The sequence below is a fragment of the Mycobacteroides sp. H003 genome, from assembly GCF_001440135.1.
In the GTDB taxonomy this organism is placed as follows: Bacteria; Actinomycetota; Actinomycetes; order Mycobacteriales; family Mycobacteriaceae; genus Mycobacterium; species Mycobacterium gwanakae.
In genome coordinates this window covers 1-21,821 of the sequence record NZ_LJYL01000025.1, presented here as the reverse complement: position 1 = coordinate 21,821, position 21,821 = coordinate 1, and the positions used below count along the sequence as shown (strand labels likewise).

Below are 21,821 nucleotides of genomic sequence, written 5' to 3'. Positions count from 1 at the left end.
TGAATAGCACAGTAGATGGCTCGTGCGGATTGTGTCCGGTATCTGCTCCTGGCTGGGCAACGGAGGGTGACGAGGGGACGTGCCGGGTAGATCGGTCTCGACGCCGTGGTGGTGCGAGGTCCGATGCGAACTGTACCGGGAGGTACACCTGACTGCGTAGAGGTCGCAGTCTTGGCGACTGACCGAGAAGCTATCGTGGACTGATGGCAGCAACGCGGGCGCCCGAGAAGGCGGCAACGGGCGAGAGCCCAAGGCCGTCTTTGTCCCCGCGGGGGCTGCGCAGCCGTGCAGCGATTGTCGACGCGGCTGCGACCATGATGCGTCAAAGTGGCGTGGCGTCGACCAGCCTCGATGACGTGCTGGCGGCCGCGGGCTGCGGCAAGTCGCAGCTGTACCACTACTTCGACGACAGGGCCGACCTCATTCGGGCGGTCATCGACCGTCAGGTCGAACTCATCTTGGCGGCGCAACCAGCGATACACCACGCCGACTCCTGGGCGGGCCTGAAGCGGTGGTCTGAGCAGGTGATGGAGAGCCATCGTGTCCTGGATGGGCCGTTCGCGTGCCCGCTCGGATCGATGGCCGCCGAACTGAAGAACGATCCCGCTTATCTTCCACATTTGGACGCCGCCTTCCGGCGCTGGGAGGAGCCGCTGGCACGCGGCTTGGAAGTCATGCGCGAGCGAGGTCAGCTCACACGGCAGTCAGATCCCGATAGATTGGCCCAATCGATCGTCGCGGCCGTGCAGGGTGGGTTGATGATGGCCCAAATCCACGACGATGGCACGGTTTTCGAGGATGCGGTGGAGAACGCGCTGCTGTCTCTGCGTCGCAGGGCAACACCGCGGCGACGGACGGTCGCGGCGAAGAGCTGACCGAGTCGGGTCGTGGGCACGTTGACCAGATCCTGGCTCAGACCTGGTAACGCCGCAGCGCCGCCACCGCGTCTTCGAGCACGTCGCGCATGATCTCGATCCGGCCGTGGACAGAGGCGAGGAGGTATCCGCCTTGCAGAGCCGCGAGAAGGCTGGCGGCAAGGCGGTCTGGATTGGCGTCGGAATCCATCTCGCCGCAAGTCTGAATCCGGCGTAAGCCTGCGGCCAGATGTCCCTCCCAAGTGCGGAAAGCAGCATCCAACGCAGGTTGGTACTCCGGAGAGTTTCTCAGTTCCGCAGCCAAGGTCCCGAGGGGACAGGCGAACGGGCCATCCTCGGCCGGTTGGGCGTCCACCACGCGCGTCACCCACGTATCGAGTCCGTCCCATGAATTGATCTCCGCGGCGGCAACTTGGCCGTCGAGTAAGGCCGCCAGTTCCCGGTCTATGACCGCTCGGACCAGTTCAGTTTTATCGCGAAAATGGCGATCAAGCTCTCGGACCTCTGCGCCAGATGCGTGGGAGACATCACCGATCGACGTAGCGGCGACGCCGCGGTGGTACATCATCGAGGCGGCAGCATTGACGATCGCCGCACGTGCATGCCGGTGATGTTGTGTGCCCGAAGTGTTGCAGACAGTCCCCGGGGTCGAGCATTCGTTCATCAGAACTCTCCAATCGTCTTTCGTTTGGAACCTCGCCACCCCACGGCACTGTGACTGGTTGGCGTTCGGTCGTAATGCCACAGGCGCCTTCTCGGCGGCTGTATGACTGCTATCCCACAGCCCGGGGCAGTGATGTCCGCGTGACATCTGTTGTACTCACCGGTACAGTTTCATCGCACTGGTGGCGGTTGAGTCTTGCTCCTTCGAGTGGGTCGCCCGATCAGTCCGGCTCGGCTGCATGGGCGCCGCGCGATGATCAGACGTAGGGGAGTGTCGGTGTGGGTAGCTTCCGTTACACGTCGGGTCGGAATGCATCCCCAGCTCCCAAAAGTCGATCGGTCGACGCCGTCGTGTAACGCCACGCCCGACCGGAAGCACTCATGATCTGGAGACGGCCTACTCAACGATAGAAGGAAGGCCAATGTCATTGGAAAATGCCATATCTCGCCTGTATTGTTCACCCATCGCCTCTCGGGTGGCCCCGGCCGGGGAAGTTGCGGTGCGGTACGCACTCGTGTTCGTCATCGCGTGGATCGGCGCACTGAAGTTCACCACCTATGAGGCCAATGCCATCCAACCGCTGGTCGCGAGCAGCCCCCTGATGAGCTGGGTGTACGACATCTTCTCGGTGACGACCTTCTCGGCAGTGCTGGGTGTCGTCGAACTGGCGACTGCCGCGCTTATTGCCGTTAAGCCATGGGCGCCCAGGGCATCCATTGTGGGCAGTGTGATGGCAATCGGGATGTTCGTCGTAACGCTCAGCTTCATGTTCACCACTCCCGGAGTGATGGCGCTCGAAGCCGCCGGGTTCCCGGTGCTGTCCATGGTGGGCAACTTCTTGGTGAAGGACGTCGTCCTCCTCGCAGTGGCGCTGTGGACTCTCGGTGACGCCGTGCGGACGCTGCGCGCGGAACCGCTGGGTCAATGACAGTCCGCCGCGTTCTGACCCAAGGCCTTCTGTCTGGTCGCCATCCCGGGGACAAACTGTTCTGTGTAGTACATTTCACTCGCAATCGTCCTCAGCCGAGGGAGGCACATGAGCACCTCAGCCCGAACGGTCTTCCGCGGCAGTAGCGGCGAATTGACCGGCAAGTTGGAGATGCCGATCGGCGATCCGAAAGCCTGGGCGCTGTTCGCGCACTGCTTCACCTGCGGCAAGGATAACGCTGCAGCAGGCCGGATCTCGCGTGCCTTGGCGGCGCAGGGGATCGCGGTACTGCGGTTCGACTTCACCGGCCTGGGGGAGTCCGAGGGTGAGTTCGCCGCGACCGGCTTCAGTTCCAACGTCGAAGATTTGGTGCATGCCGCAGACCATCTCCGCGACCAATTCAGTGCCCCAGCCGTGCTGATCGGGCATTCGCTGGGCGGGGCGGCAGTCTTGGCAGCCGCATCTCGAATTCCCGAGGTTCGCGCGGTCGTCACCATCGGTGCACCGGCTGACCCCTTCCACGTCGTCGGATTGCTGGGCGACGCGCTACCCGGCGTCGAAGCGGGCGAGGCCACGGTATCGATCGGGGGTCGACCGTTTCGGGTGCGTCGCGAATTTCTCGACGACATCGCGATGCAACCGCAGTGCGAGCGCATCGCCGCCCTCGACACTGCGCTACTCGTCATGCATTCCCCGCTCGACGAGGTGGTGTCGGTGAACAACGCGCGGATCATCTTCGACACCGCGCGGCACCCGAAATCGTTCATCACTCTCGACGGCGCCGACCACCTTCTCAGCAATCGGGCCGACGCGGGGTACACGGCGAGCGTCCTTGCCGCTTGGCTGAGTAGGTACGTGGCGGCACCTACGGCGACCCGCGACCTGAACACCGATGACTTGGCCGACGGTGCCGTGCGGGTCGCCGAAAGCGGACCCGGCAGACTCACCCAGCAGATCGGTACGCGCCGGCATCGACTGACCGCGGACGAACCCCGACCCATCGGCGATGACGCCGGCCCAACACCGTACGACCTTCTCCTGGCCGCGCTCGGCGCCTGCACGTCGATGACGGTGCGGATGTACGCCGATCGGAAGCAGTGGCCGCTCGAACGCATCGTCGTCGATTCGCGCCACTCCCGCGTCCACGCCAAGGATTGCGCCGAATGTGAGACCGCCACGGGGATGGTCGACCGGATCGAACGCGACATCACCCTCATCGGCCCGCTCGACGGCGACCAACGTGCCAAGCTGCTCGACATCGCCGACCGGTGCCCGGTGCATCGCACCCTTCGCTCCGAAGTGTCCATTCATACCGCTGACGCACGAGCCGACCGAGACAGAGGCTGACATGACTGAAGATTCAGAATTCGACGTAGTCGTGATCGGTGGCGGGCCTGGCGGCGCGTCAGCGGCGCAATACCTCATCGCCGAAGGGCTCGAGGTGGCCCTGGTGGAGGAGCGCCTCATCGGCGGTGAATGCCACTACTGGGCATGTAATCCGACCAAGACGCTACTGCGCCCGATCGAAGTACTGGCCCTGGCGAAGGCCGTCCCCGGCGTCCGGGAAGCTGTGGGGTCGGGGCAGCTCGACGTCGCTGCCGTCTTCGCCAAACGCGACGCCATCGTCGATCATCTCAACGATGAGGGTGTCACCGCCGCTCTGCAGCAAAGCGGCCTCACGGTGTTGCACGCCCACGGCCGGCTCGCAGGCCCCCGCGTGGTCACCGTCACCCACCCCGGCGGCCGCGAGGAGACTGTCCGCGCGCGGCAGGCGGTCGTGCTCGCCACCGGTACCCGCCCCGCCATCCCCGACGTACCAGGGCTGGCCGACGCGCGCCCCTGGACCAACCGCGACCTGGCGGCCATGACGCACGTACCGCCACGGACCCTGATCATCGGCGGCGGCGTCGTCGCCGTCGAGTTCGCCACCATCCTGGCCGGTCTGGGCTCCAAGGTGACGCTGCTCGCGCGGGGCCGGACCCTGCTGCGCAACTCCGAGACCGTCGCCAGCGAGATGGTCACCGAGTCGTTGCGACGCAACGGAGTTGACCTTCGCTTTGAAGCTCACCCATCCGGAGTGGTCCGATCCGTCGCGGGCGGCACGGTCTCCGCCACCGTCGGGGACGAGACCATCGAGATCGACGAGGTCGTCGTCGCCGCAGGACGGGTGGTCAACACCGATTCCCTCGGCTTGGAATCCGTGGGGCTGCGTAGCGGAGAGTTCGTGCCCGTCGACGACCATCTGCAGGCACTCGGAGTCGACGGCACCTGGCTGTACGCGATGGGTGACACCACCGGACGCGCGCTCTTATCGCACCTGTCGCAATACCACGCAGTCGTCGTCGCCGATATCATCGCCGCCCGCGCACAAGGCCGTCGGCTCGGCGCCGATGAACTCATCGCCCGCGACCCACACAACCTGCCCCAGGTCATCTACACCGACCCCCAGGTCGTCGAGGTGGGACGAACCGAAAGTCAGGCGCGCGCCGACGGATTCACGGTCACGACGACCACCGCGCGGTACCCGGAGTCCGTGCCCGACCTCGCCATCTTCCGCGACGGCTTCGACGCCTGGGCGAAACTGGTCATCGACGCCGACACGGACACCCTGCTCGGCGCGACGTTCGTCGGACCCGAGTTCGCCGAACTCGCCCAAGCGGCCACCCTCGCCATCGTCGCCAAGGTACCAGTCGAGACACTCCGCCACGTCGTGGCACCGCACCCGTCGATCAACCAGATCTGGAACCCGCTCCTCGCCCGACGAAGGGGTCATTCAGGTGGCCCGACCAGCTGACCCTGAAAGGGAGAGCCGCTGTCGAGACTGGATTTTGGAATACACCGTACTCAGTGTCAGCGCACACAGAGACGCGCGTGACACGCGAAGGAGCTTGCTATGGCAGTGATCAACAGCGGATTCGGTAACCGTCGCGGCGCCGGCGACTCACGGTTGCCACCGGGCCAGACGCTCGTCGACGACTGGCCGGTCCTGACGGCCGGCCTGACACCCGATATCGGGGCGCACGAGTGGACGTTCACCATCACGACCGAGACGGGCACCGAGCACGGATGGGATTGGAACGCGCTCCAGAACGTGGGCGTGGAGGACATCGTCACCAACATTCACTGCGTCACCCACTGGTCCAAGCTTGACATGGCCTGGCGCGGGGTCTCTTTGGATCGGCTGTTCGAGGACGTCGAGACCTCCTGCGACTACGTCCTGGTCCGAAGCCACGGCGGTTACACCACCAATCTGCCCCTCGACGATCTGCTCGAAGGCCAGGCGTGGATCGCCACCGAGGCAGAGGGTGAGCCCTTGACTCCTGAGCACGGGGGGCCGGCGCGTCTTCTCGTGCCCCATCTGTACTTCTGGAAGAGCGCCAAGTGGGTCCGCGAGATACGGATGATGCCGAGCGACGAGCCCGGGTTCTGGGAACAGAACGGATACCATCTCCGTGGTGATCCGTGGCGGGAGGAACGCTACTGGTGACGTCTCCGATCCGCGCGAGCTGGCATGTCGGACGCGTCGTCAGCCGCCGTCGAGAGACCGCATCGGCGGTCCGAATCGAGCTGGACGTGCCGACCTGGCCGGGAAACCATGCCGGTTCCCACCTCGACGTCCGCCTCACCGCCCCGGACGGCTATCAGGCGGTCCGGTCCTACTCGGTCGCGTCGCCGGGCGAGACGACACGAGTCATCCTGGCGATCGACGAACTCCCCGCGGGTGAAGTCTCGCCCTACCTCGTGCACCAGCTCGCAGAGGGCGACGAGCTCGAGGTGCACGGCCCACTGGGACGATACTTCGTCTGGATCCCATCAGAACCCGACCGTTCCCCGGTTCAGCTCATCGCCGGTGGATCCGGCGTGGTCCCGCTGTTCGCGATGGCCATGGCACGTGAGCACGAGGCGAACCACGCCGAGTTCCGACTGCTGTACTCGGTCCGGGCGCCCGAGGACGTGCTCTTCGCCGAGGAGCTCTCGGCGCTCTCACAGACCACCATCGACATCGTGCACACACGAAGATGCCCTCCGGGATCACTGCGTCCCCCCGGGCGACTGACTCGAGAGTCGTTGGCCGGTTTTGTCTTTCCCGCCACGGCGGCACCGCGCATCTTCCTCTGCGGCCCTACACCGTTCGTCGAGACGATCGCCGGTTGGCTTCTCCAACTAGGCCATGACCCCGGACGAATACGCACGGAACGCTTCGGAGGCAGTGGATGACCCACCTCGACGGAAACGCGCTTGCCGGACTCTTCGCCGACACTCTCGGCATCGAGATCACCGCCGCCATTGGACGATGCAGAAGCTGTCATCTCGTATTCGAACTGGCGCGCGCCCACGCCTTCGTGACCGCCATCGGGTCGGTCCTGCGATGCGAGCATTGCCAGGGCGTGCTCGCCGTCATAGTCCAAAAGCCGCATGAAGTACTCGTCAACCTCTCGGGGCTGGCACACGTCTCAATCCCAGGGCCATGACCCGAAGTCGCGTCGCTGTCCAGTGCCTATTGGGCAAGAGGGCGGCGATTTGACCAGGCTTCCGAACCGTCGGTGAAGTCTGCCAGCTGTGCGCGGAGTCGAACGCGGCTCCGCGACAGGCGGGACATGACCGTGCCAACTGGAATCCCCAAGAGGATCGCAGTGTCGGCACAGGTGAGATCCTCGACGCCAACGTAGTACAGCACCTTCTGGAAGCCCTCCGGCAGCGATCGGAATGCTTCTTCTATTCGATGGTCGGACAGACCGTCCATGGCTTCGTCTTCTGCCGAACGCTCGAACCGATTCGAACGAGAAGCAAAGCCAGCGATACCGTCATCGGTAATCGCGTCGACGCAAAAGGTTTCTGGACGACGTTGTTTCATCCGGTGGACGCTGATCCATCGGTTGTGCATTATCCGATACAGCCACGCTCTCAGATTGGTGCCAGGCTGGAAACGGTCGAATCCGAGAAATGCGTTCATCATGGTGTCCTGGATCAGATCCTCGGCATCAGCCTCCCGGCGTGTAAGTCGCCGGGCGGTGCAGAGGAGGGCGGCGCGGTACGGCATCGCTTCACGTTCGAACCGCTCGGCCAGTGCCGAGAGTGACTCGGCGGGACACTCGGCTTTGGGCGCAGTTCGAACTGTCGGCGCCGGTTTCGACCGTGCCGCGTCGATGCTCACGTACGACGTCATTTTCGCCTCAGTCCTCTCGTCAGCGGATGTGTGTAGTGCTCGCCCAGTAGGACGAATCGTCGCCGGCAACTCATGGTCAGGCTGTTACGTCGCTGCCAGTGCGCGAACAGCGAATACCGCTGCCTCTAAGGCCATTCCGTTGCTCTTATAGGCGCTGTGCGCTGCACGATCCAGGCCGCCGGGGGAGCAGACTGGGTCGCCGACTGCGCATAGCTGAATCGTCCTGGCCGCGTAGGGATTGCCGATGGTGATGGGCGGTGCGCTGCGTTGGACGAGAGCCAGGAAACCGGCATCTGGTGTGCCGAACAGCGCCACCGCCGCGATGTGGTTGGCCATCGCCGCGGGCATGGGACCGGTGATGCCGGTCGGTAATTCGTAGTCGGCCGGGATCGTGTCGGCGAGGGTGTAGCCGGCCACCGCTGCGCCTTGTGAGTAACCGCCGAGGACGATCTTGGTACTGGGGCAGGTCGCTGCGATGGACTCGACTTTGTTGCGGACGTCGGCGATGCCGTCGGCAGCGTGCTTGAAGTCGAGCGACGCAGGGTAATCCGCCGCATATACGTGGACGGACTTGCCGCTCAGGCGGTCGCTCAAAGCGTCGACGAAGGCTTGCCCGGTCGCACCCACGCCTGGCTGTTCAAACGTCCCGCGAGCGAAAACTATCTGGGCATACGGGCAGGCGAGTTCCGCCTTGGCGAGACCGGTAGCCGAGGTTTGCGGAATGAGCATCGCGACAGCGGAAAGAACAGCGGCGGAGAACCTTCCGCCGGTCCACGGTCGAGTGGCACCGTGCGCAGCGGGACTGATTTTCATGATCGTTCCTTTGCGTAGCAGTCGTGAGGTTCGGGGCGTACCGGCTTGTTGCTGAGAGCATCGATGACGGTTGCAGGCTAGCCATGTCGTGAACTTGAGAGGGCGTGTCTGCTTTCGTCGTGAATCCCCCGTGTTACCAAGCGATGTCGGCATGAACCACCGTGGCGCCTATTTCGGCTCGACCGCCATGCGGAGATCGGACGCTTCCCAATGCGTGTTCACGTCAGCCTTGCATGGATCAGCCGCCTACAGCAATACTGTACTACACAGTACAACTACTGAGTGGCGCGGTTCAGGCCGGCTGACCTCGGCAAAAGGACCCGCCACGACACTTCCGTTCCTGACTCGCTTCGGCGACCCGGGCCATAGACAGGACACTCAACGTGAACGAGATCCCGACGCCCCACAACAACGCCGCACCCTCCTTTGATGGTCTGCGAGCAGTGTTCGTCAACTGCACTTTGAAGAAGTCGCCTGAGCGCAGCCACAGCCAAGGTCTGGCCGATATCAGTAGCGCACTGATGGAAAAGCATGGCGTCGAGGTAGATCAGATTCGCGCCATTGATCATGACATCGCCGCCGGGGTCTACCCGGACATGACAGAGCATGGTTGGGAAACCGATGATTGGCCCGCACTCTACGAACGCATCATCGCCGCCGATATCCTCGTCCTCGTCGGACCGATATGGCTTGGCGACAACAGTTCAGTGATGAAGGCGGTCATCGAACGGCTCTATGGATGCTCGGGATTGCTCAATGACGCTGGGCAATACGCCTATTACGGACGCGTCGCCGGGTGTCTCATCACCGGTAACGAGGACGGTATCAAGCACTGCGCGATGAACCTTCTCTACAGTCTGCAGCACTTGGGCTACGTGATTCCGCCTCAAGCGGATGCGGGGTGGGTGGGCCCTGCAGGGCCGGGTCCCTCCTACCTCGACGAGGGGTCCGGCGGGCCGGACAACGACTTCACCAACCGCAACACCACTTTTATGACCTACAACCTGATGCACATCGCATCGCTACTGCGCACAGCCGGCGGAGTGCCCGCATACGGCAATCAACGCGCCGAGTGGGATGCCGGTTCACGATTCGGATTTGCCAACCCCGAGTACCGGTGACTGCGGGCCCCATATAGGGCATCGAAACCTACTTGCAGACGCCTCGCATGCGGTGAATCGAAGGGAAGGCCCCTCGCTAGCGGCGGCGCTTGCGTATCTATCCCGCTTGTTGGTGAGTATCCGAGGCTGGCCCCGACGGAAGGCCAGGAGTTCAAGAATCCGACCGAGAACCTCAAGGGCTCACAGGTGGGAAAGACGAGCCCTGCAGCGTGCCGCTTGCCACCATCGCCGGCCTGACCGGACTCGGCTTTGACACCCTGGCTCCCGGTGGCCGATCGCTGACGAGCGCGCCCGAGACGGCTATGTCAACTCGAATTGGCGCCGATCGAGGGACTCTCCGATCTTGGTTGCGCCACGGCCTAATCCCTCAGCCCCGCATCGGGAATCCGGATCCAATCGGCGCTGCCGCGTTCATATCTGGAGAAACCTCGTAGCCGGACACATCTAGGCCTCCGATGTGGTGATGGAATCGCGGGAATGTGGCGGTGGGCGCCGTCAGGGAGGGAGATCGAGCACATTGGATGTGTGGTGCGCCCAGCGGCGGCGGGACGATTCCTCCCGAATTCGCGGCGCTCGCTGCAGCAGACCCCCAGACTGTCGGGCTCATCATTGCCGACATCGAACCGCACTCGCGACCGTTCGATCTGCGCGGCTGGGATGCACGCATGAAAGCGGTGGTGAGTGGGGAATACGCCTCGTTGTTCGGGCTGGGCGAGCCATTAGCGCCGGGCACGAAGTGGCGCGTTGTCCACGGTGGCTCCCTGGTTTAGGGCACCGCGCCGATGACTGGCACCACCGTACCGTTTCCAACTTCTGCCACTTGGATGACCACAATCGCTGCGCCATCTCCGTGACTGAATGACAACGACGCAGGTAGGAGTGGCGACAATCGCCATCCACTTTGACGATCGACATCTATTGTCGCCGGGCCTGGCCCCGGCGGTTGCGGTTCTGTTGACCCCGTTGTTGTTCCGGGTATTCAAACGCGCGGGCAGGACCAGCCGACTGGCGGCGAGGCCCCGAAAGTCACCAACGCCAACGAGGCACGCCGGCAATGCGTGTGTTGAGCCGACGTGCTCGTTGCGGACCGTCAGCCAAGGCAGGAGAAGCCCGAAGAAATGAAAAGAGTGGTTCGGCTCGGGTCTTCTAGACATGACGTGCTCTGCTGGTAGCGACGGTTGTGGCTGTGGCGACCAGGGCGCCGATCATTGCGAAGATGATCTGGCTGGTCTGGGTGGTCGCGACGACGGCGAATACGAATGGCTGGATGAATCCGATGTAGGTGAAGGAGAAATAGGCGGCGTTCAGACGTGCACGGTCTTTTGAATGGCCGAGCGTTTCGATCTGACGTAGCCCTGCAACGAGGATGACGCCGTATGCCGATCCCAAGATCACCGCCACTGGAAGCAGCAGGGCGCTGATCTGAACGGCGAATGCGGTGGCGGCGAGAAGCATTCCAAACACTGCGAGGCTGAGCCCAGCCGGCATAGCGGCGCCTTGTTTCCATCGCTCGATTCGCTGCGCAAGCGGCTGCACCAGTGCACCGGAGCCCATGGTGATGCCGGTGATGACTCCAGCACTCGCGGTGCTGAAACCTGGCACGTGAATGACGGAGGGCGCGATGGCGAAGCTCATGGTTGCTGCGCCGAACACCCATGGCGCCGTGAATGGGATGGTCCGTATGAACGCTGCAGACCTGACCGTCTCCCAGAACGTTTCTTTCGGGGCGGTGTCTGGTCTGTCAGAAGGCCGCTCTGTCGTGCCCAGATGCTCCGCCACCTTCGTAGGCGCTCCGTGGTCGAAAGAAGGATCGGGCGTTCGCCACAGCAGTGCGGCCGCAACTATCGAGACAAGAAAATGAACCGAGTAAGGCGAGGCCTCAGGCCATGGAGCCCACTGTGCGACGACACCTGCAACGAGCGGCCCCCCTCCGAATCCGACGGAAAGCGCCACCGTGACGCGCTTCGGAGCGGCGGCCCTGTCATCGTCTGAAAGCTCAGTTACCCATGCAGATCCCGGCCCGAGGGCAGCGCCAGCGGCAGCACCAGACATGAGTCGACCGAGCAGCAGCAGCCAGTGTTCCTGCGGACTGAAGCAGAGCACTACCGACGCTGCAGCGGACAACACAACGGCGATTCGGACGAGCCAGCGTCGACCGATGCGGTCCGCGACCTCAGCAGCAATGAAGAGTGCGGGGATGAGACCCACGATGTAGATAGCGAACGCTAACGAGATCTGCGAGGCGGAGAGACCAGTCGTCTCCCGGTAAACCGGAAGTAGTGCAGCGAATTGATTTGCGCCCCAACCCACAACCGCAAGGCCCGCAGCAGCGCGAGACCATCCTGGCAGTCGAGCCGACATCGCACCCGTCCTAAATAACCGGATATGAGGTTACTATTGAAGCATGAACTCGGTGAACCGCACCAGCACCGCCCTGCGGGAACTCCGCTACGACGCCGGTTCCCTCGTGTTGAATCTCGCCGCGACGGTCGGACGGCGTGGTGCAGGCAAGACCCATCGGGTGGAGCGTCTAGCCGATATCGAGGCGCTCGTGCGGTGGTGTGCCGGCGTCGGCATCGACATTGCTGCCGATGTGGATTGGGATAGCTTGCTCACTGAGTTGCGCGATCTTCGCGAGGCCTCGTGGGAGGTGCTGACTGCGTACCTTCATCACAAACCTGTCGGCCTTTCGACAGTTCAGCGGATCGAGGCGTGGGCGCGTGCAGACGTTCCCTTGCCGCGTCTTGTCAGCGGCCGTCATGGGCCGCAAGCGCACATGGCGGCGCTCGACCAGGCTGCCGTTTGTGCCAGCGTTACCCGCGACCTTCTCGCCCTCCTCTCAGACTCTGAGAGAAGGAATCACCTTCGCGAATGCGCGAGTGACGACTGCCGGATGATCTACCTTCTCGCACCCGGCGCACGCCAGCGGCGTTGGTGTTCCATGAGTCGGTGCGGCAATCGCGCGAAGGCGGCAGCGCATCGCGCTCGCCGGTCCGAGACGACAGCGTCACCATAAGCCGATCGCCGAGGGTGCGTATACGTCGTCACACTCACATCGTGTCACGCGCATTTCTGACGGCAGTGAGGGCTCTCAGCCAGTCGTGGCCGGCAGGCAGCGGCGCACGTGTGTGGCAGTAGCGCTGCTGTAGTGCGGTGGCGGCTGCGTGGTCGTCGGGTATGAACCCGTGGTCGGTGAGGGCAGCGTTGATGTCGGTGGTGGTGTACCCGGTGCGGTACGGCTCGCCGTTGGAAGCGACTGTCTTGGCTACTCGCTGTGCGCTTGGTGAGGTGGTGCTGCCGGAGATGACGTCGGGATCGATGTAGTCGAGCACGATGGTGCTGCCCGGTGCGCACACGGTGGCCATGTCGGTCAGTGTGGCGGTGATCGCGTCTTTGCTGAGGAACATCGTGACTCCGATCCAGGCGACCACGCAGCGGCGGGCGGGATCGAACCTACCGGCTTTGAGGCGCTCGGGCAGTCGGTCCTTCTCGAAATCACATGGCACCCAGTTGATCGCGGACTGCTTTTCGCCGACTAGGAGTGTGTCTGTGGTGCAGCGTTTGTCGTGTTGGGTGGAGGGCACGTCAACTTCGAAGAAGGTCGCGCCGGCACGTTGGTGACGCAGACTCGTGGTGTCGAAACCGGCACCGAGCAGGACGATCTGGTCGATTCCGTCAGCGAAGGCCCGGTCGAGCACGTCATCGAGGTAGCGGACTCGGAGCACGACGAAGTCGTTGGGCAGTCCAGCTGGCGCGGTGATCCACACGCCGTCGACCATCAGTGGTCCGGGCGCTCGGCTGGCCGAGTAACCGCAGCGAGCGGGGCAACCTCATATCGCGAGGGTAACCGGACAGGAAATCAAAAGCCGGGATCGGTATACGGAACAGCTCCACAGGGCACCGGTCGACCCGACCCGAAGCGTTCAAACGCGTTGAAAGCAAACGATAGAGCGCGAGCGTGCGACTATCGCCCATCCATGATAGCGATCGCACCGGCCGCGGATGAGGGACGTCCCTCTACACCGATGCTGGGAAGCTCTCGGATGCGTTCTCTATACGGCGGTGCGCCCGCCGTCGACAGGTATGACCGCGCCGTGGACGAAGCTGGCTTGATCGCTGGCCAAATAAGCGACAGCTTCGGCGATCTCGGTTGGAGCTGCCACGCGGCGTGCCGGGGTGTGGCGCATCATCGCCGCCAGCCCGTCCTCCCCGAACTGCATAAGCGCGTTGTCCGTCGCGGTCGGGCCGGGGGCGACCGCATTCACGCGCACACCGCGCGGACCGTACTCGGCCGCCCAGGACTTCGTCAGCAGGTTCAGCGCGGCCTTGCTCGCCGCATACACCGCTGAACCGGCCGTTCCGAAGGAAGCGACCATGGTCGAGACGTTCACGATCACTCCGTGACCGCGTTCGGCCATCTGTGGCGCCAAGGCGCCAACCAAGTAGAACGGTGCCTTGACGTTGACCGCGAAGCACGCATCGAAATCGGCTTCGTCGATCGCAGCGGTGGTGCCGAACACACCGATCGCCGCGTTGTTGACCAGAATGTCGACCCGCCCGGCCACTTCGTTCGCCTCGGCTGCCAAGCGCTGAGCACTGGAGGCGTCGACGAGCGCCGCACCCACGAAATCCGCGGCCCCGCCCGCCGAACGCACCGCATTCACCACCGCCTGACCACTCTCTACGTCGCGGCCACTCACCAGCACGTGAGCACCCCGTGACGCGAGCATCAACGCCGTCGCTTCACCGATACCCCGGGTCGCCCCCGTCACCAACGCGATCCCACTCACTGCAGACATGAACTGAGCTTAGAGATGACCTGAGAATGTTGGTGACCTCGTTGTCGGTGAGGACTCGAACGACCCGTTCAACTCCGGCTCATGGTCCATGGAGCTGATATGAGAACTCCGCTCGACACTGCCCACCGCCCAATCCCCGAACGCGCAGCATGGGTACTCCATTCCTCACTGGCCGAACCCCACTCGGACTCTTCCCGCGGAACAGGTTGCGCGGCATCCGTACCGAGCGCTTGCTGGGTGTCGCTTCGCGGCTTGATGCGCCATCATTGATAAGGGTTTGGGGGTGATGAGATAGGGAAGGACACACCGGTGACTCGGTGGACAGCAACAGCCTCCTGTACGACAGCCCGTTTGACCGAACGCGCGGTTGCAGACCTTGATAGGTCTGTCACCTACGATGCCGAGGCCCAGGTTCTGAGCGCAGTGTTCGAAGTGAAGGCACCGACGCTGCGCCAGGCCACCACATTGGCGCTGCGGCTGGCCCGTCCGCTGCTACGCGAGAAGCCCTCTGCAATTGCGGTGCAACCCACTGAGCAACATCAAGCACTGCTCGCACACCCGCCAGAGATGGATCTTCTGAGTGTCGGTGATGCTGCCCAAGTACTGGGTGTTTCGGCTACCCGAGTCATCCAGTTGCTGCAGAAAACACCCGGTTTCCCTGCGCCCGTCGCCAAGCCGCGCAGCGGACCCATCTGGACAAGGGCCAGCATCGAGGCTTTCAGGACACGACGGGAGAACCATCCGCTTGCTGCTGGCCGCCCTCGCAAACACGCCTGAGAGTGAAGCGACTATCGACACAGACTCTGTCGTCGAGATGTCGATCAGCGGATCTGGCGGCTCAGTGCGTTGACCAGTGCCGTATTCAGGTAAGCGGTGGCCGCGTACCCGGGTACGCGTAGCGCGTCGATCGCCGCGGTGTCATCGACAATGATTGTGGCGCCGCGGAATTTGGTGAACGGGTCGGGCAGCCCGTTGTAGCTGCCGCCACCAGCTGCGGAGTCCGTGCGTGCCACGATCCGTACGTCGGTAGGGATCGTGTTGAGTTGCTCAGGGTCGGCGACGGCAGCGATATCTGATCCGTCCGCGGACGCGGTGATCGCCGGCTTGTCCAGGTATCGGAACCCCAGACCTTGCAGGTACTGCGCCGCAGCTGAATTCGGCGTGGCGACACTGATTCCGTCATCGGCGACGAACACGACCTCGACGCTCTTACCGTCGAACACCGGATGCTCGGTGCGCAGCTTGGCTTGGGATTCTGCAGCCTCGTCGATGAGCTGCTGAGCCTGTTCAGTGCGGTCCAGGATGCGGCCTACCCATTGCAGCTGTGTCTGCCAGCTCCATTCGTTGGCGTTGGGGGCGCGGGTGATGGTGGTCGCGACCTCGGCCAGGGAGCGGTAGGTTGCTGCGTCGATGTCGCCGGTGTCGATGATCAGATCAGGCTTGGCCGCCGCGATTTGGGCAGGGTCAGCACTGGTGAGCACTTGGGTGTCGCCGGTGATGAGGTCTTTCTCCCAGCTGGGCAGGCCGGCGGGGGGTGCGACGATGGCGGCGGGTTGCACGCCCAGCGACAGCACCGCGTCCCCGTCGCCGGGGCCGGCGGCCACAATGGATGTCGGTGGGGCGGTCAGGGTGGCTTCACCGTGGGCGTGGACAAGTGTCTGTGCCGCGTAGGCGGGGGTGTCCTCGCGGGTGAACATCCAGGTTCCGACCCCGCCGCTGACCACGACGGCGGCGGCGACGCCCGCGGCGGCCAGCGCGGTCCTGCGGCTGCGCGGTTTTCGCGTCGAAGAGAGGTGCATCGGGGCGGCGGGTCCGGGGCCGGTGGGCCACCCGGTCGCGGGGGTCGGCCCGGTGGACCATCCCGGCCCGGGCGGATACGGGCCTGTGCCGGTGTGTGGCCCGCTCCAGTGCGGCGGACTGTTCTCCGGACCCCACGGTGGGCGCTGTGCGGGTGAGGGCGCCGGGGTGATGCGTACCTCGGCGGTGGTCTCATCGAGTGCCGCGGCGGCAGCGCGGGCCAGATCCCCGGCGCTCTGGTAGCGGTGGATGGGCTCTTTGGCCATGGCGCGAGCGATCACAGTGTCCATCGTGGCCGGAAGGTTGGCCACCACGTCGGTGGGCCGCGGCGGGGGTGACATCAGGTGCGCGGCAGCCACGGCGGCCATGCCACCGGAGCTGCTGAACGGTGATGTGCCGGTGAGCATCCGGTACAGAGAGCAGCCCAGGGAGTAGACATCGGCGCGGTGGTCGGCGGGTTCGCCGGCCAGTGTCTCGGGTGCCGCGTAGGCGATGGTGGCCATCACGGTGCCGGTCTGGGTGAGGTTGACCGCGTCGTCGAGGGCGCGCGCGATACCGAAGTCGGCTAGAAAGATCCGCTCATCGTCGGTGGAGAGTAGGAAGTTGGCCGGTTTGATGTCGCGGTGCAGCAGGTTTCGGCGGTGCGCGTAGTCCAGGGCTTTGGCGACTTCACCGGTGATGTGCACGGCGCGTTGCGGGGTCATGCGTCCGGCGGCCAGTTCGCGTTCGGCGTCGCTGCCGGCGACGTACTGCATGGCGATCCACAGTTGGCCGTCGGTTTCACCGCGGTTGAGCACGGCGACGATGTTGGGGTGATCCAGGGTGGCGGCCAGTTCGGCTTCGCGTTCGAAACGTGCGCGGAAGTGCTCGTCGCGGGACAGTTCCGCGGAGAGCACTTTGAGGGCATCGCTGCGCGGCAGCACGGGGTGTCGTGCTCGGTAAACGGTGCCCATGCCCCCGGAACCGAGAACGTCCTCGACGATGTAGCCGCCGATGTTTGACCCTGCGGGGAGAACCACTAGTGCATCACCTACTGTCCAGCCAGAATTCGGTATTGAGCGGCCATCTGCTGACGTACATCGACTGCGGTGTCGGAGAACGCGGTGTAGGCGTAGCGATCGACGGTGGCGACGCATTTGTATTGCCAGACCACCCGCTGCCAGGTGCTCGGCGAGGTGCCGGGTAGGCCGCCTTCGGTGCGCTGGAAGCATGTCGCCCCTGGCAGGCCGGGCACCCCATCGACCTCGCGCACCGACGGCAGATTCTCGATCTGCTCGTCTAAGCCTTTGGCCACCCGTAGCGCACCGTCGGCGTTGGCAGCCTGGTAGACGGTGCTCAGGCGTTGGCCGACGATGTCCACACCGGCGGTATTGAACAGCGAGTTCGCCTGCAGCGGGTCAAGCTCAAAGTGAAGCCAGGCAAAGGAATTCCACACGCCGATGATGAACGGGGCGCGCCCGTCAGGTGCGATGAGTGTGCGCGCCAGTAGCTGGCCGCTGGGATCCAGCGGCAAGTCGCGCATCGCGGCCGGCGGGGTCGGGGAGAATTCGTCGATCCGGCGTTTCTGGATGATGAGAGCGCCGTCGACCAGGTTGGCCGCGCTTTTGCCCAGGAAGGCCTGGGATGCCTGCCCCTCCTGGTAGAGCAGATAGGGTCCATGCGCGGTGAAGCTGACCACCTTCTTGAGGCCGTCGGGGAGCGTGTAGGCCACCGCGCGGGCTTCGGGGGTGCTGTTCACCGTGACCGGCTCCGCCGGTGGCTGGTCCGGACGGGAGGATTCCACGGCGGCCATCTCGGTGGCGGCGGCGTCGGCGGCGGCGGGATCGGGGAACCGCAGGACGAGGTTGTGCAGGCCGCGGTTTTGGCCGGTCTGCTCCGGCGACAGTCGTATTGTGCTGAACCCGTTCATGAATCGGTGCTTGTCTGCCACCGCGATCAGGTCGTCTTTGAGCACTTCGTTGTCGCGCATGAGTTTGATCGACGGAACCGGGCCGATCATGCCCAATCCTATCGCGCCAGGCATTCTCGTCAGCTCAGCGTCAACTTCCCACGGGCCCACCACGAACTCGGCCATGCGCTGGGATTCCAACAGATTTGCACCGTCAACGTCGTCCCCGGCTGAACCGAATGGCCTACCGGAGGCGGTGTCATACGGACCGGTGTCCATCAGGGCGACGTTGGCCCCGGACTCCGGGCCGGCGGTGGCCGTTTTCGGGGTTCCGGTCGTGGCCGAGGAGCATCCGGTGATCAGCGCGGCACACGCACCGATGACAGCCGCTATCTTCGCGGCGGTGGCCGGTGTTTGCACGAGGCTAATTCCTAGCATGGCGTGAGCCTTCCAGGTTGTGAGGGCGACTGTTTCGGTGACCGGAAGGTGGCGGTGGCTGGTGTCAACGGACGAGCCTGGGGGGTGAGGTGGTGATGTCTGCCTTTTCCTGGAATACCAGCAGTTGGGTGTCGCTGACTGTCTGGCCGTCGGTGGTCTGAAAGGTCACCGGAATGCTGGCATTGCCGCTGACCGAGACCGACAGGTCCGCAGAGTGCAAGGTGAACGACGGTGTGTCGATGTCAGCGCGGCCCCACGTCACGGTGCCGTCGACGGCGGTAGTGCTGTTCAGCTGCGCCGGGCAGTCCGGGGGAGCGATGAGGTTGGACTTTTCGCATCGCGCGAACGACTCCCGCACGGCCGCGGTGATGGCATCGGCGCCCTTGCTGCTGAGGTCGGCGTCGGCACTGATGAGGAACTCGCTCGACAGTAGGTAATTTCTGAACAGCGGGTACTTAATGCTTGTGAGCTCGATGTACTCGTTGGAGCTTGCAAGATCCAAGTACCCGGGGAACGCGTAGAACGACTGGCCTGGGCTCAGTTTCTTGCCGAAGACCGTGAGCGTGGCGTCCACCGCAGATGAATGGAGTGCGTACTCGTTGGCAACGTGATCGATCCACCATCCTCCCTGCAGACTCCGGGTCAGGCCGATCGTCTCGGAGTGAGTCTTGTCGCCGAACTTCGCCGAGATTGGCACATAGAGCTTCGCGGCGGTTTGCTCATCACCTTTGATTTCGCCGATGTGAATGTCAGAGATCGGCCACTGCGCGATCTGCTTGCCCAGCACCTCATCGGTGAGGAATTCGTTGTCGGCGAACGGAGTTTTGCTGTAGGACAGTGCTTTCGCGGCGTCCCCGCGGCGCAGAGCTTCGAGGTAGTCGGTGACTGTCTGCGCGGCCGACGGCGCGGTCGCTGCGCTTGCAGACTGTGTGTTCTGCGCGGTGCCCGACGGCTGGGTGCCCGCGGGGCCTTCACTGTCAACGCTGGAGACCCGCATGTAGGCGACGACGCCGCCGATAAGGACCACCACGGCGGCCAGTGCCATCAGTAGTCGACCGCGACCACGCTTGGCTGAGGGCACATCGGGCTGCTGGCGCGGATACCCCGCCTGGGGGCCTGGCTGCTGACCGATCCACGGGTTGTGGCCTGCCGAGGGCGGCTGACTGCCCCCAACATTGGCGGATGCAGATCCCGGGCGCTCGAACCTTGGCACCGCGCGTGTGGCGGCATCAGGGTCGCCCCAACCAGGCTCATGCGGCGTATTGCCGTGACTGCCAGGCCAGTTGGCCATTACGGATACCTCCCTTGCTGCATGTGGGGCGACAGCGGGCAACGCCGGGCTCACGCCCGCGCCAGCTCATCGACCGATGGTGGGCGGCGAGGTTGTGACGTCCACGGTGTTGAACACGATGCTCTCGGCAGTCCCGGAATCCGTTCCGCCGTCTCGCAGTTGGTATGACACCGGGATGGTGACGTTTCCGGTGACGCGCACGGTCATGTCGTACTCGCTCAACTCGCTGAGGCTGAGTTGGCTGAGGTCGGCTTTGCCCCAGGTGACGGTGCCGTCGAGCGCGCGGTAGTTGTTGAGTTTGACCGGGCACCCCGGAGGGTCCAGCAGATTGGACTTCTCGCAGACAGCGAAAGCGTCGGCCATCGTGGCGGACACCGCTTCGACACCGTCGTCGTTGAGCGTGTATGTCGGCGCGAAGGAGAGGTATCCGCCGGTCAGTAGCGGGGACTCTGCTGCGACGTCGATGTACTCGTTGGAACTGCCCACGTCAACGAAACCGGGGAACACGTAGAAGGATTCACCCTTTTTGAATTCCTTGCCGAAGATGGTGAGTGTCTCATCGGCGGCGGAGGGGCTGGTGATCTCGATCTTGTTGATCGCTTCATCAATCTTCCAGGTCTCCTCGACCTTGGACAGCCGCACGGTGGAATCGGAGAGCTGCTCGCCGAACTTCACCGCGACCTTCACCGAGCCCATCCCGATGCCGGCCAGCTCCTCGCCGCCGTCGAGGATGCGGATATCAGAGATGGGCATCTTGGCGATCTGCTGGGCGAGGATGTCGTTGGTGAGCAGATCGGCGTTGGCGGGTTCACTCTTGCTGTAGGACAGCGCTTTCTCCGCGTCGCCGCTACTGAGTGCTTCCAGGTAGGCGGTGACGGTCTCTGAAGCCGACAGGTCACCACCACCCGCGTCGCCGGTGAATCGTGGTACCACCACGAACGCGGCGACGAGCGCAATCACAACGGCACCGGCGATGATGAAGAGCTTTCGCCGGTTGCGGCTAGGTCCGGCCGGCGGAGCGCCGGGGGCTGTGTTGGTCCACCCGGTCGCCTGCGGTTGCGCAGCGGGCCAGCCCGGGGCGGGGGCACCTGGCCCGGATGACTGGGGCGGGGCGGCCCACGGCTGCGGCTGCTGGGGCGGCGGTGTGCTCCACGAACTGTGTGGGGCAGGCTGCTGCTGTCCCCAACCTGCGACCGGTGGCGGCTGCTGTGGGGCGGGGCGCTGAAACTGGGGAGTCGCGACGGTCGGATCGTCGGGATCCGGCCACCCGCCGCGGGGGTTCTGATTGTTCACGTTGTTCTCCTTTGGAGCTGTCGGCGGGTGCAGCGTTGATGATCGTTACTGCACCGCAAGCCGGTTGGTCGCGCTGCGCGCGGGCGGTGGTGGTGTCGTGGCCGGGTCGGGGCGTCGGTCAACGGACCTTGTCGGCGATGGCACGGGTGATCGAGTATCCGGCGCTGCCGACGGTCGGTGAGCAGACCCGGACATCGACGATGACGTTGCCGCGCAACGCCATACCGCGTTCGCACTGTTGTCCGGGAACCGGCGAGGTGGTGGGCACCAGCATCAGGGTGTTGATGTCGCCGATCGGGCGTGGTGTCTTGATGTCAATCTCGGTGGAGGCGCCCTGAAAACTGAACACCGCGTGGGTGTTCTGGCAGGCGTTCCAGTCTCCGATTAGCTTGTCGTAGATGCGCTGAGCCGCCGCGGGGTCGGGGAAGGCCAGCACCGACTGGGCGATGCGGTGTGCCTGGCCCTGGGCGAGAACCCCGATGGCCATCCCGGTGAAGCCGGTCCCGTCGTAGGTGGCGCGGTAACCGGGACCCCACGCGCCGGTGCAGTGCGGTGGCTGCACATCACCGCCGAGGGGCTGGCTTTCCACCGGGCCCACGGGGGCTGCGCCGGCGATATTGAGTTGCTTGTCGATCTCGGCGCCCGGCAGCAGCAGTGGGGCAAGCGCATCGGGAGCAAGTGTCGGTCCGGTGGGCGCCGGTGGTGGTGGAGGTGCCGGCGTCCCGGAGGGGGGCGGCGGGTTGGTGG

At 64.3% G+C, this 21,821-nt stretch carries 22 protein-coding genes; 11 read left to right on the top strand and 11 right to left on the bottom strand.

Annotated elements, in window-relative coordinates:
• Positions 1-203: 203 nt before the first annotated feature.
• The gene (locus tag AOT87_RS17590) at positions 204-875 is read left to right on the top strand and encodes a TetR/AcrR family transcriptional regulator (protein WP_046190088.1); all 672 of its coding nucleotides are present in this window, start codon (positions 204-206) and stop codon (positions 873-875) included.
• 37 nt (positions 876-912) lie between these two features.
• Here AOT87_RS17590 and AOT87_RS17585 read toward each other — a convergent pair whose 3' ends face one another.
• Positions 913-1,539, bottom strand: coding sequence for a TetR family transcriptional regulator (locus tag AOT87_RS17585; protein ID WP_074324031.1), 627 nt, complete (start codon positions 1,537-1,539; stop codon positions 913-915).
• Positions 1,540-2,038: 499 nt separating this feature from the next.
• Here AOT87_RS17585 and AOT87_RS17580 point away from each other — a divergent pair, with 499 nt between their 5' ends.
• The 6 genes from AOT87_RS17580 to AOT87_RS17555 all read left to right on the top strand — a co-directional run bounded on the left by AOT87_RS17580 (position 2,039) and on the right by AOT87_RS17555 (position 6,939).
• On the top strand, positions 2,039-2,467 hold the full coding sequence (locus AOT87_RS17580; RefSeq protein WP_240483258.1) for a DUF417 family protein: 429 nt from the start codon (positions 2,039-2,041) through the stop codon (positions 2,465-2,467).
• A gap of 108 nt (positions 2,468-2,575) precedes the next feature.
• Positions 2,576-3,814 (top strand): bifunctional alpha/beta hydrolase/OsmC family protein, encoded by a 1,239-nt coding sequence (locus AOT87_RS17575; protein WP_046190086.1) that lies wholly within the window; start codon positions 2,576-2,578, stop codon positions 3,812-3,814.
• Between the two features lies 1 nt (position 3,815).
• Positions 3,816-5,261 carry an NAD(P)/FAD-dependent oxidoreductase gene (locus AOT87_RS17570; protein ID WP_033717463.1) on the top strand — a complete coding sequence of 482 codons (1,446 nt, stop codon included), beginning with the start codon at positions 3,816-3,818 and terminating at the stop codon, positions 5,259-5,261.
• Between the two features lie 99 nt (positions 5,262-5,360).
• Positions 5,361-5,954, top strand: coding sequence for a molybdopterin-dependent oxidoreductase (locus AOT87_RS17565; RefSeq protein ID WP_033717461.1), 594 nt, complete (start codon positions 5,361-5,363; stop codon positions 5,952-5,954).
• On the top strand, positions 5,951-6,685 hold the full coding sequence (locus tag AOT87_RS17560) for an FAD-binding oxidoreductase (protein WP_046190085.1): 735 nt from the start codon (positions 5,951-5,953) through the stop codon (positions 6,683-6,685). Before AOT87_RS17565 ends, AOT87_RS17560 begins: the two co-directional genes overlap by 4 nt.
• Positions 6,682-6,939: a DUF6510 family protein gene (locus tag AOT87_RS17555; RefSeq protein WP_046190084.1), complete on the top strand. Its 258-nt coding sequence runs from the start codon at positions 6,682-6,684 to the stop codon at positions 6,937-6,939. Before AOT87_RS17560 ends, AOT87_RS17555 begins: the two co-directional genes overlap by 4 nt.
• A 26-nt stretch (positions 6,940-6,965) precedes the next feature.
• On the opposite strand, the gene AOT87_RS17550 is transcribed toward AOT87_RS17555, so the two are convergent.
• Positions 6,966-7,622: a sigma-70 family RNA polymerase sigma factor gene (locus AOT87_RS17550; RefSeq protein WP_225345695.1), complete on the bottom strand. Its 657-nt coding sequence runs from the start codon at positions 7,620-7,622 to the stop codon at positions 6,966-6,968.
• Positions 7,623-7,718: 96 nt separating this feature from the next.
• Positions 7,719-8,363, bottom strand: a complete 645-nt coding sequence (locus AOT87_RS17545) for a cutinase family protein (protein WP_095764047.1) — start codon at positions 8,361-8,363, stop codon at positions 7,719-7,721.
• Between the two features lie 476 nt (positions 8,364-8,839).
• On the opposite strand from AOT87_RS17545, the gene AOT87_RS17540 reads away from it, so the two are divergent.
• On the top strand, positions 8,840-9,568 hold the full coding sequence (locus AOT87_RS17540; protein WP_046190098.1) for a flavodoxin family protein: 729 nt from the start codon (positions 8,840-8,842) through the stop codon (positions 9,566-9,568).
• Positions 9,569-10,089: 521 nt separating this feature from the next.
• Positions 10,090-10,338: a hypothetical protein gene (locus tag AOT87_RS17535; protein WP_046190082.1), complete on the top strand. Its 249-nt coding sequence runs from the start codon at positions 10,090-10,092 to the stop codon at positions 10,336-10,338.
• 376 nt (positions 10,339-10,714) lie between these two features.
• On the opposite strand, the gene AOT87_RS17530 is transcribed toward AOT87_RS17535, so the two are convergent.
• On the bottom strand, positions 10,715-11,929 hold the full coding sequence (locus AOT87_RS17530) for an MFS transporter (protein WP_064961216.1): 1,215 nt from the start codon (positions 11,927-11,929) through the stop codon (positions 10,715-10,717).
• Between the two features lie 43 nt (positions 11,930-11,972).
• On the opposite strand from AOT87_RS17530, the gene AOT87_RS17525 reads away from it, so the two are divergent.
• On the top strand, positions 11,973-12,584 hold the full coding sequence (locus tag AOT87_RS17525; protein WP_046190081.1) for a CGNR zinc finger domain-containing protein: 612 nt from the start codon (positions 11,973-11,975) through the stop codon (positions 12,582-12,584).
• Between the two features lie 34 nt (positions 12,585-12,618).
• On the opposite strand, the gene AOT87_RS17520 is transcribed toward AOT87_RS17525, so the two are convergent.
• Positions 12,619-13,347, bottom strand: coding sequence for an SAM-dependent methyltransferase (locus tag AOT87_RS17520; RefSeq protein ID WP_046190080.1), 729 nt, complete (start codon positions 13,345-13,347; stop codon positions 12,619-12,621).
• A 273-nt stretch (positions 13,348-13,620) separates the two neighbouring features.
• Positions 13,621-14,367: an SDR family oxidoreductase gene (locus AOT87_RS17515; protein ID WP_107529121.1), complete on the bottom strand. Its 747-nt coding sequence runs from the start codon at positions 14,365-14,367 to the stop codon at positions 13,621-13,623.
• Positions 14,368-14,718: 351 nt separating this feature from the next.
• On the opposite strand from AOT87_RS17515, the gene AOT87_RS17510 reads away from it, so the two are divergent.
• On the top strand, positions 14,719-15,144 hold the full coding sequence (locus tag AOT87_RS17510; protein WP_057969518.1) for a hypothetical protein: 426 nt from the start codon (positions 14,719-14,721) through the stop codon (positions 15,142-15,144).
• Between the two features lie 44 nt (positions 15,145-15,188).
• Here AOT87_RS17510 and AOT87_RS17505 read toward each other — a convergent pair whose 3' ends face one another.
• From AOT87_RS17505 to AOT87_RS17485, 5 genes are all read right to left on the bottom strand, one after another.
• Positions 15,189-17,183, bottom strand: a complete 1,995-nt coding sequence (locus AOT87_RS17505) for a serine/threonine-protein kinase (protein WP_046189491.1) — start codon at positions 17,181-17,183, stop codon at positions 15,189-15,191.
• Positions 17,184-17,194: 11 nt separating this feature from the next.
• On the bottom strand, positions 17,195-18,472 hold the full coding sequence (locus tag AOT87_RS17500) for a hypothetical protein (RefSeq protein WP_046189490.1): 1,278 nt from the start codon (positions 18,470-18,472) through the stop codon (positions 17,195-17,197).
• Positions 18,473-18,554: 82 nt separating this feature from the next.
• A complete protein-coding gene (locus AOT87_RS17495) occupies positions 18,555-19,781 on the bottom strand; it encodes a DUF4878 domain-containing protein (protein ID WP_082634998.1) in 1,227 nt (408 codons plus the stop codon).
• A 66-nt stretch (positions 19,782-19,847) separates the two neighbouring features.
• On the bottom strand, positions 19,848-21,074 hold the full coding sequence (locus AOT87_RS17490) for a DUF4878 domain-containing protein (protein ID WP_057970253.1): 1,227 nt from the start codon (positions 21,072-21,074) through the stop codon (positions 19,848-19,850).
• Between the two features lie 118 nt (positions 21,075-21,192).
• Positions 21,193-21,821: sensor domain-containing protein (locus AOT87_RS17485; RefSeq protein ID WP_131727280.1), on the bottom strand; the 629-nt coding region annotated here is incomplete at its 5' end.

What these genes read in the sequence shown, in the direction of transcription:
- AOT87_RS17590 (WP_046190088.1), top strand. Translation starts at nt 204, where the DNA reads ATGGCAGCAACGCGGGCGCCCGAGAAGGCGGCAACGGGCGAGAGCCCA.
- AOT87_RS17565 (WP_033717461.1), top strand. Translation starts at nt 5,361, where the DNA reads ATGGCAGTGATCAACAGCGGATTCGGTAACCGTCGCGGCGCCGGCGAC.
- AOT87_RS17530 (WP_064961216.1), bottom strand. Translation starts at nt 11,929, where the DNA reads ATGTCGGCTCGACTGCCAGGATGGTCTCGCGCTGCTGCGGGCCTTGCG.
- AOT87_RS17575 (WP_046190086.1), top strand. Translation starts at nt 2,576, where the DNA reads ATGAGCACCTCAGCCCGAACGGTCTTCCGCGGCAGTAGCGGCGAATTG.
- AOT87_RS17495 (WP_082634998.1), bottom strand. Translation starts at nt 19,781, where the DNA reads ATGGCCAACTGGCCTGGCAGTCACGGCAATACGCCGCATGAGCCTGGT.
- AOT87_RS17585 (WP_074324031.1), bottom strand. Translation starts at nt 1,539, where the DNA reads ATGAACGAATGCTCGACCCCGGGGACTGTCTGCAACACTTCGGGCACA.
- AOT87_RS17545 (WP_095764047.1), bottom strand. Translation starts at nt 8,363, where the DNA reads ATGCTCATTCCGCAAACCTCGGCTACCGGTCTCGCCAAGGCGGAACTC.
- AOT87_RS17520 (WP_046190080.1), bottom strand. Translation starts at nt 13,347, where the DNA reads ATGGTCGACGGCGTGTGGATCACCGCGCCAGCTGGACTGCCCAACGAC.
- AOT87_RS17570 (WP_033717463.1), top strand. Translation starts at nt 3,816, where the DNA reads ATGACTGAAGATTCAGAATTCGACGTAGTCGTGATCGGTGGCGGGCCT.
- AOT87_RS17515 (WP_107529121.1), bottom strand. Translation starts at nt 14,367, where the DNA reads ATGTCTGCAGTGAGTGGGATCGCGTTGGTGACGGGGGCGACCCGGGGT.
- AOT87_RS17535 (WP_046190082.1), top strand. Translation starts at nt 10,090, where the DNA reads ATGTGTGGTGCGCCCAGCGGCGGCGGGACGATTCCTCCCGAATTCGCG.
- AOT87_RS17525 (WP_046190081.1), top strand. Translation starts at nt 11,973, where the DNA reads ATGAACTCGGTGAACCGCACCAGCACCGCCCTGCGGGAACTCCGCTAC.
- AOT87_RS17555 (WP_046190084.1), top strand. Translation starts at nt 6,682, where the DNA reads ATGACCCACCTCGACGGAAACGCGCTTGCCGGACTCTTCGCCGACACT.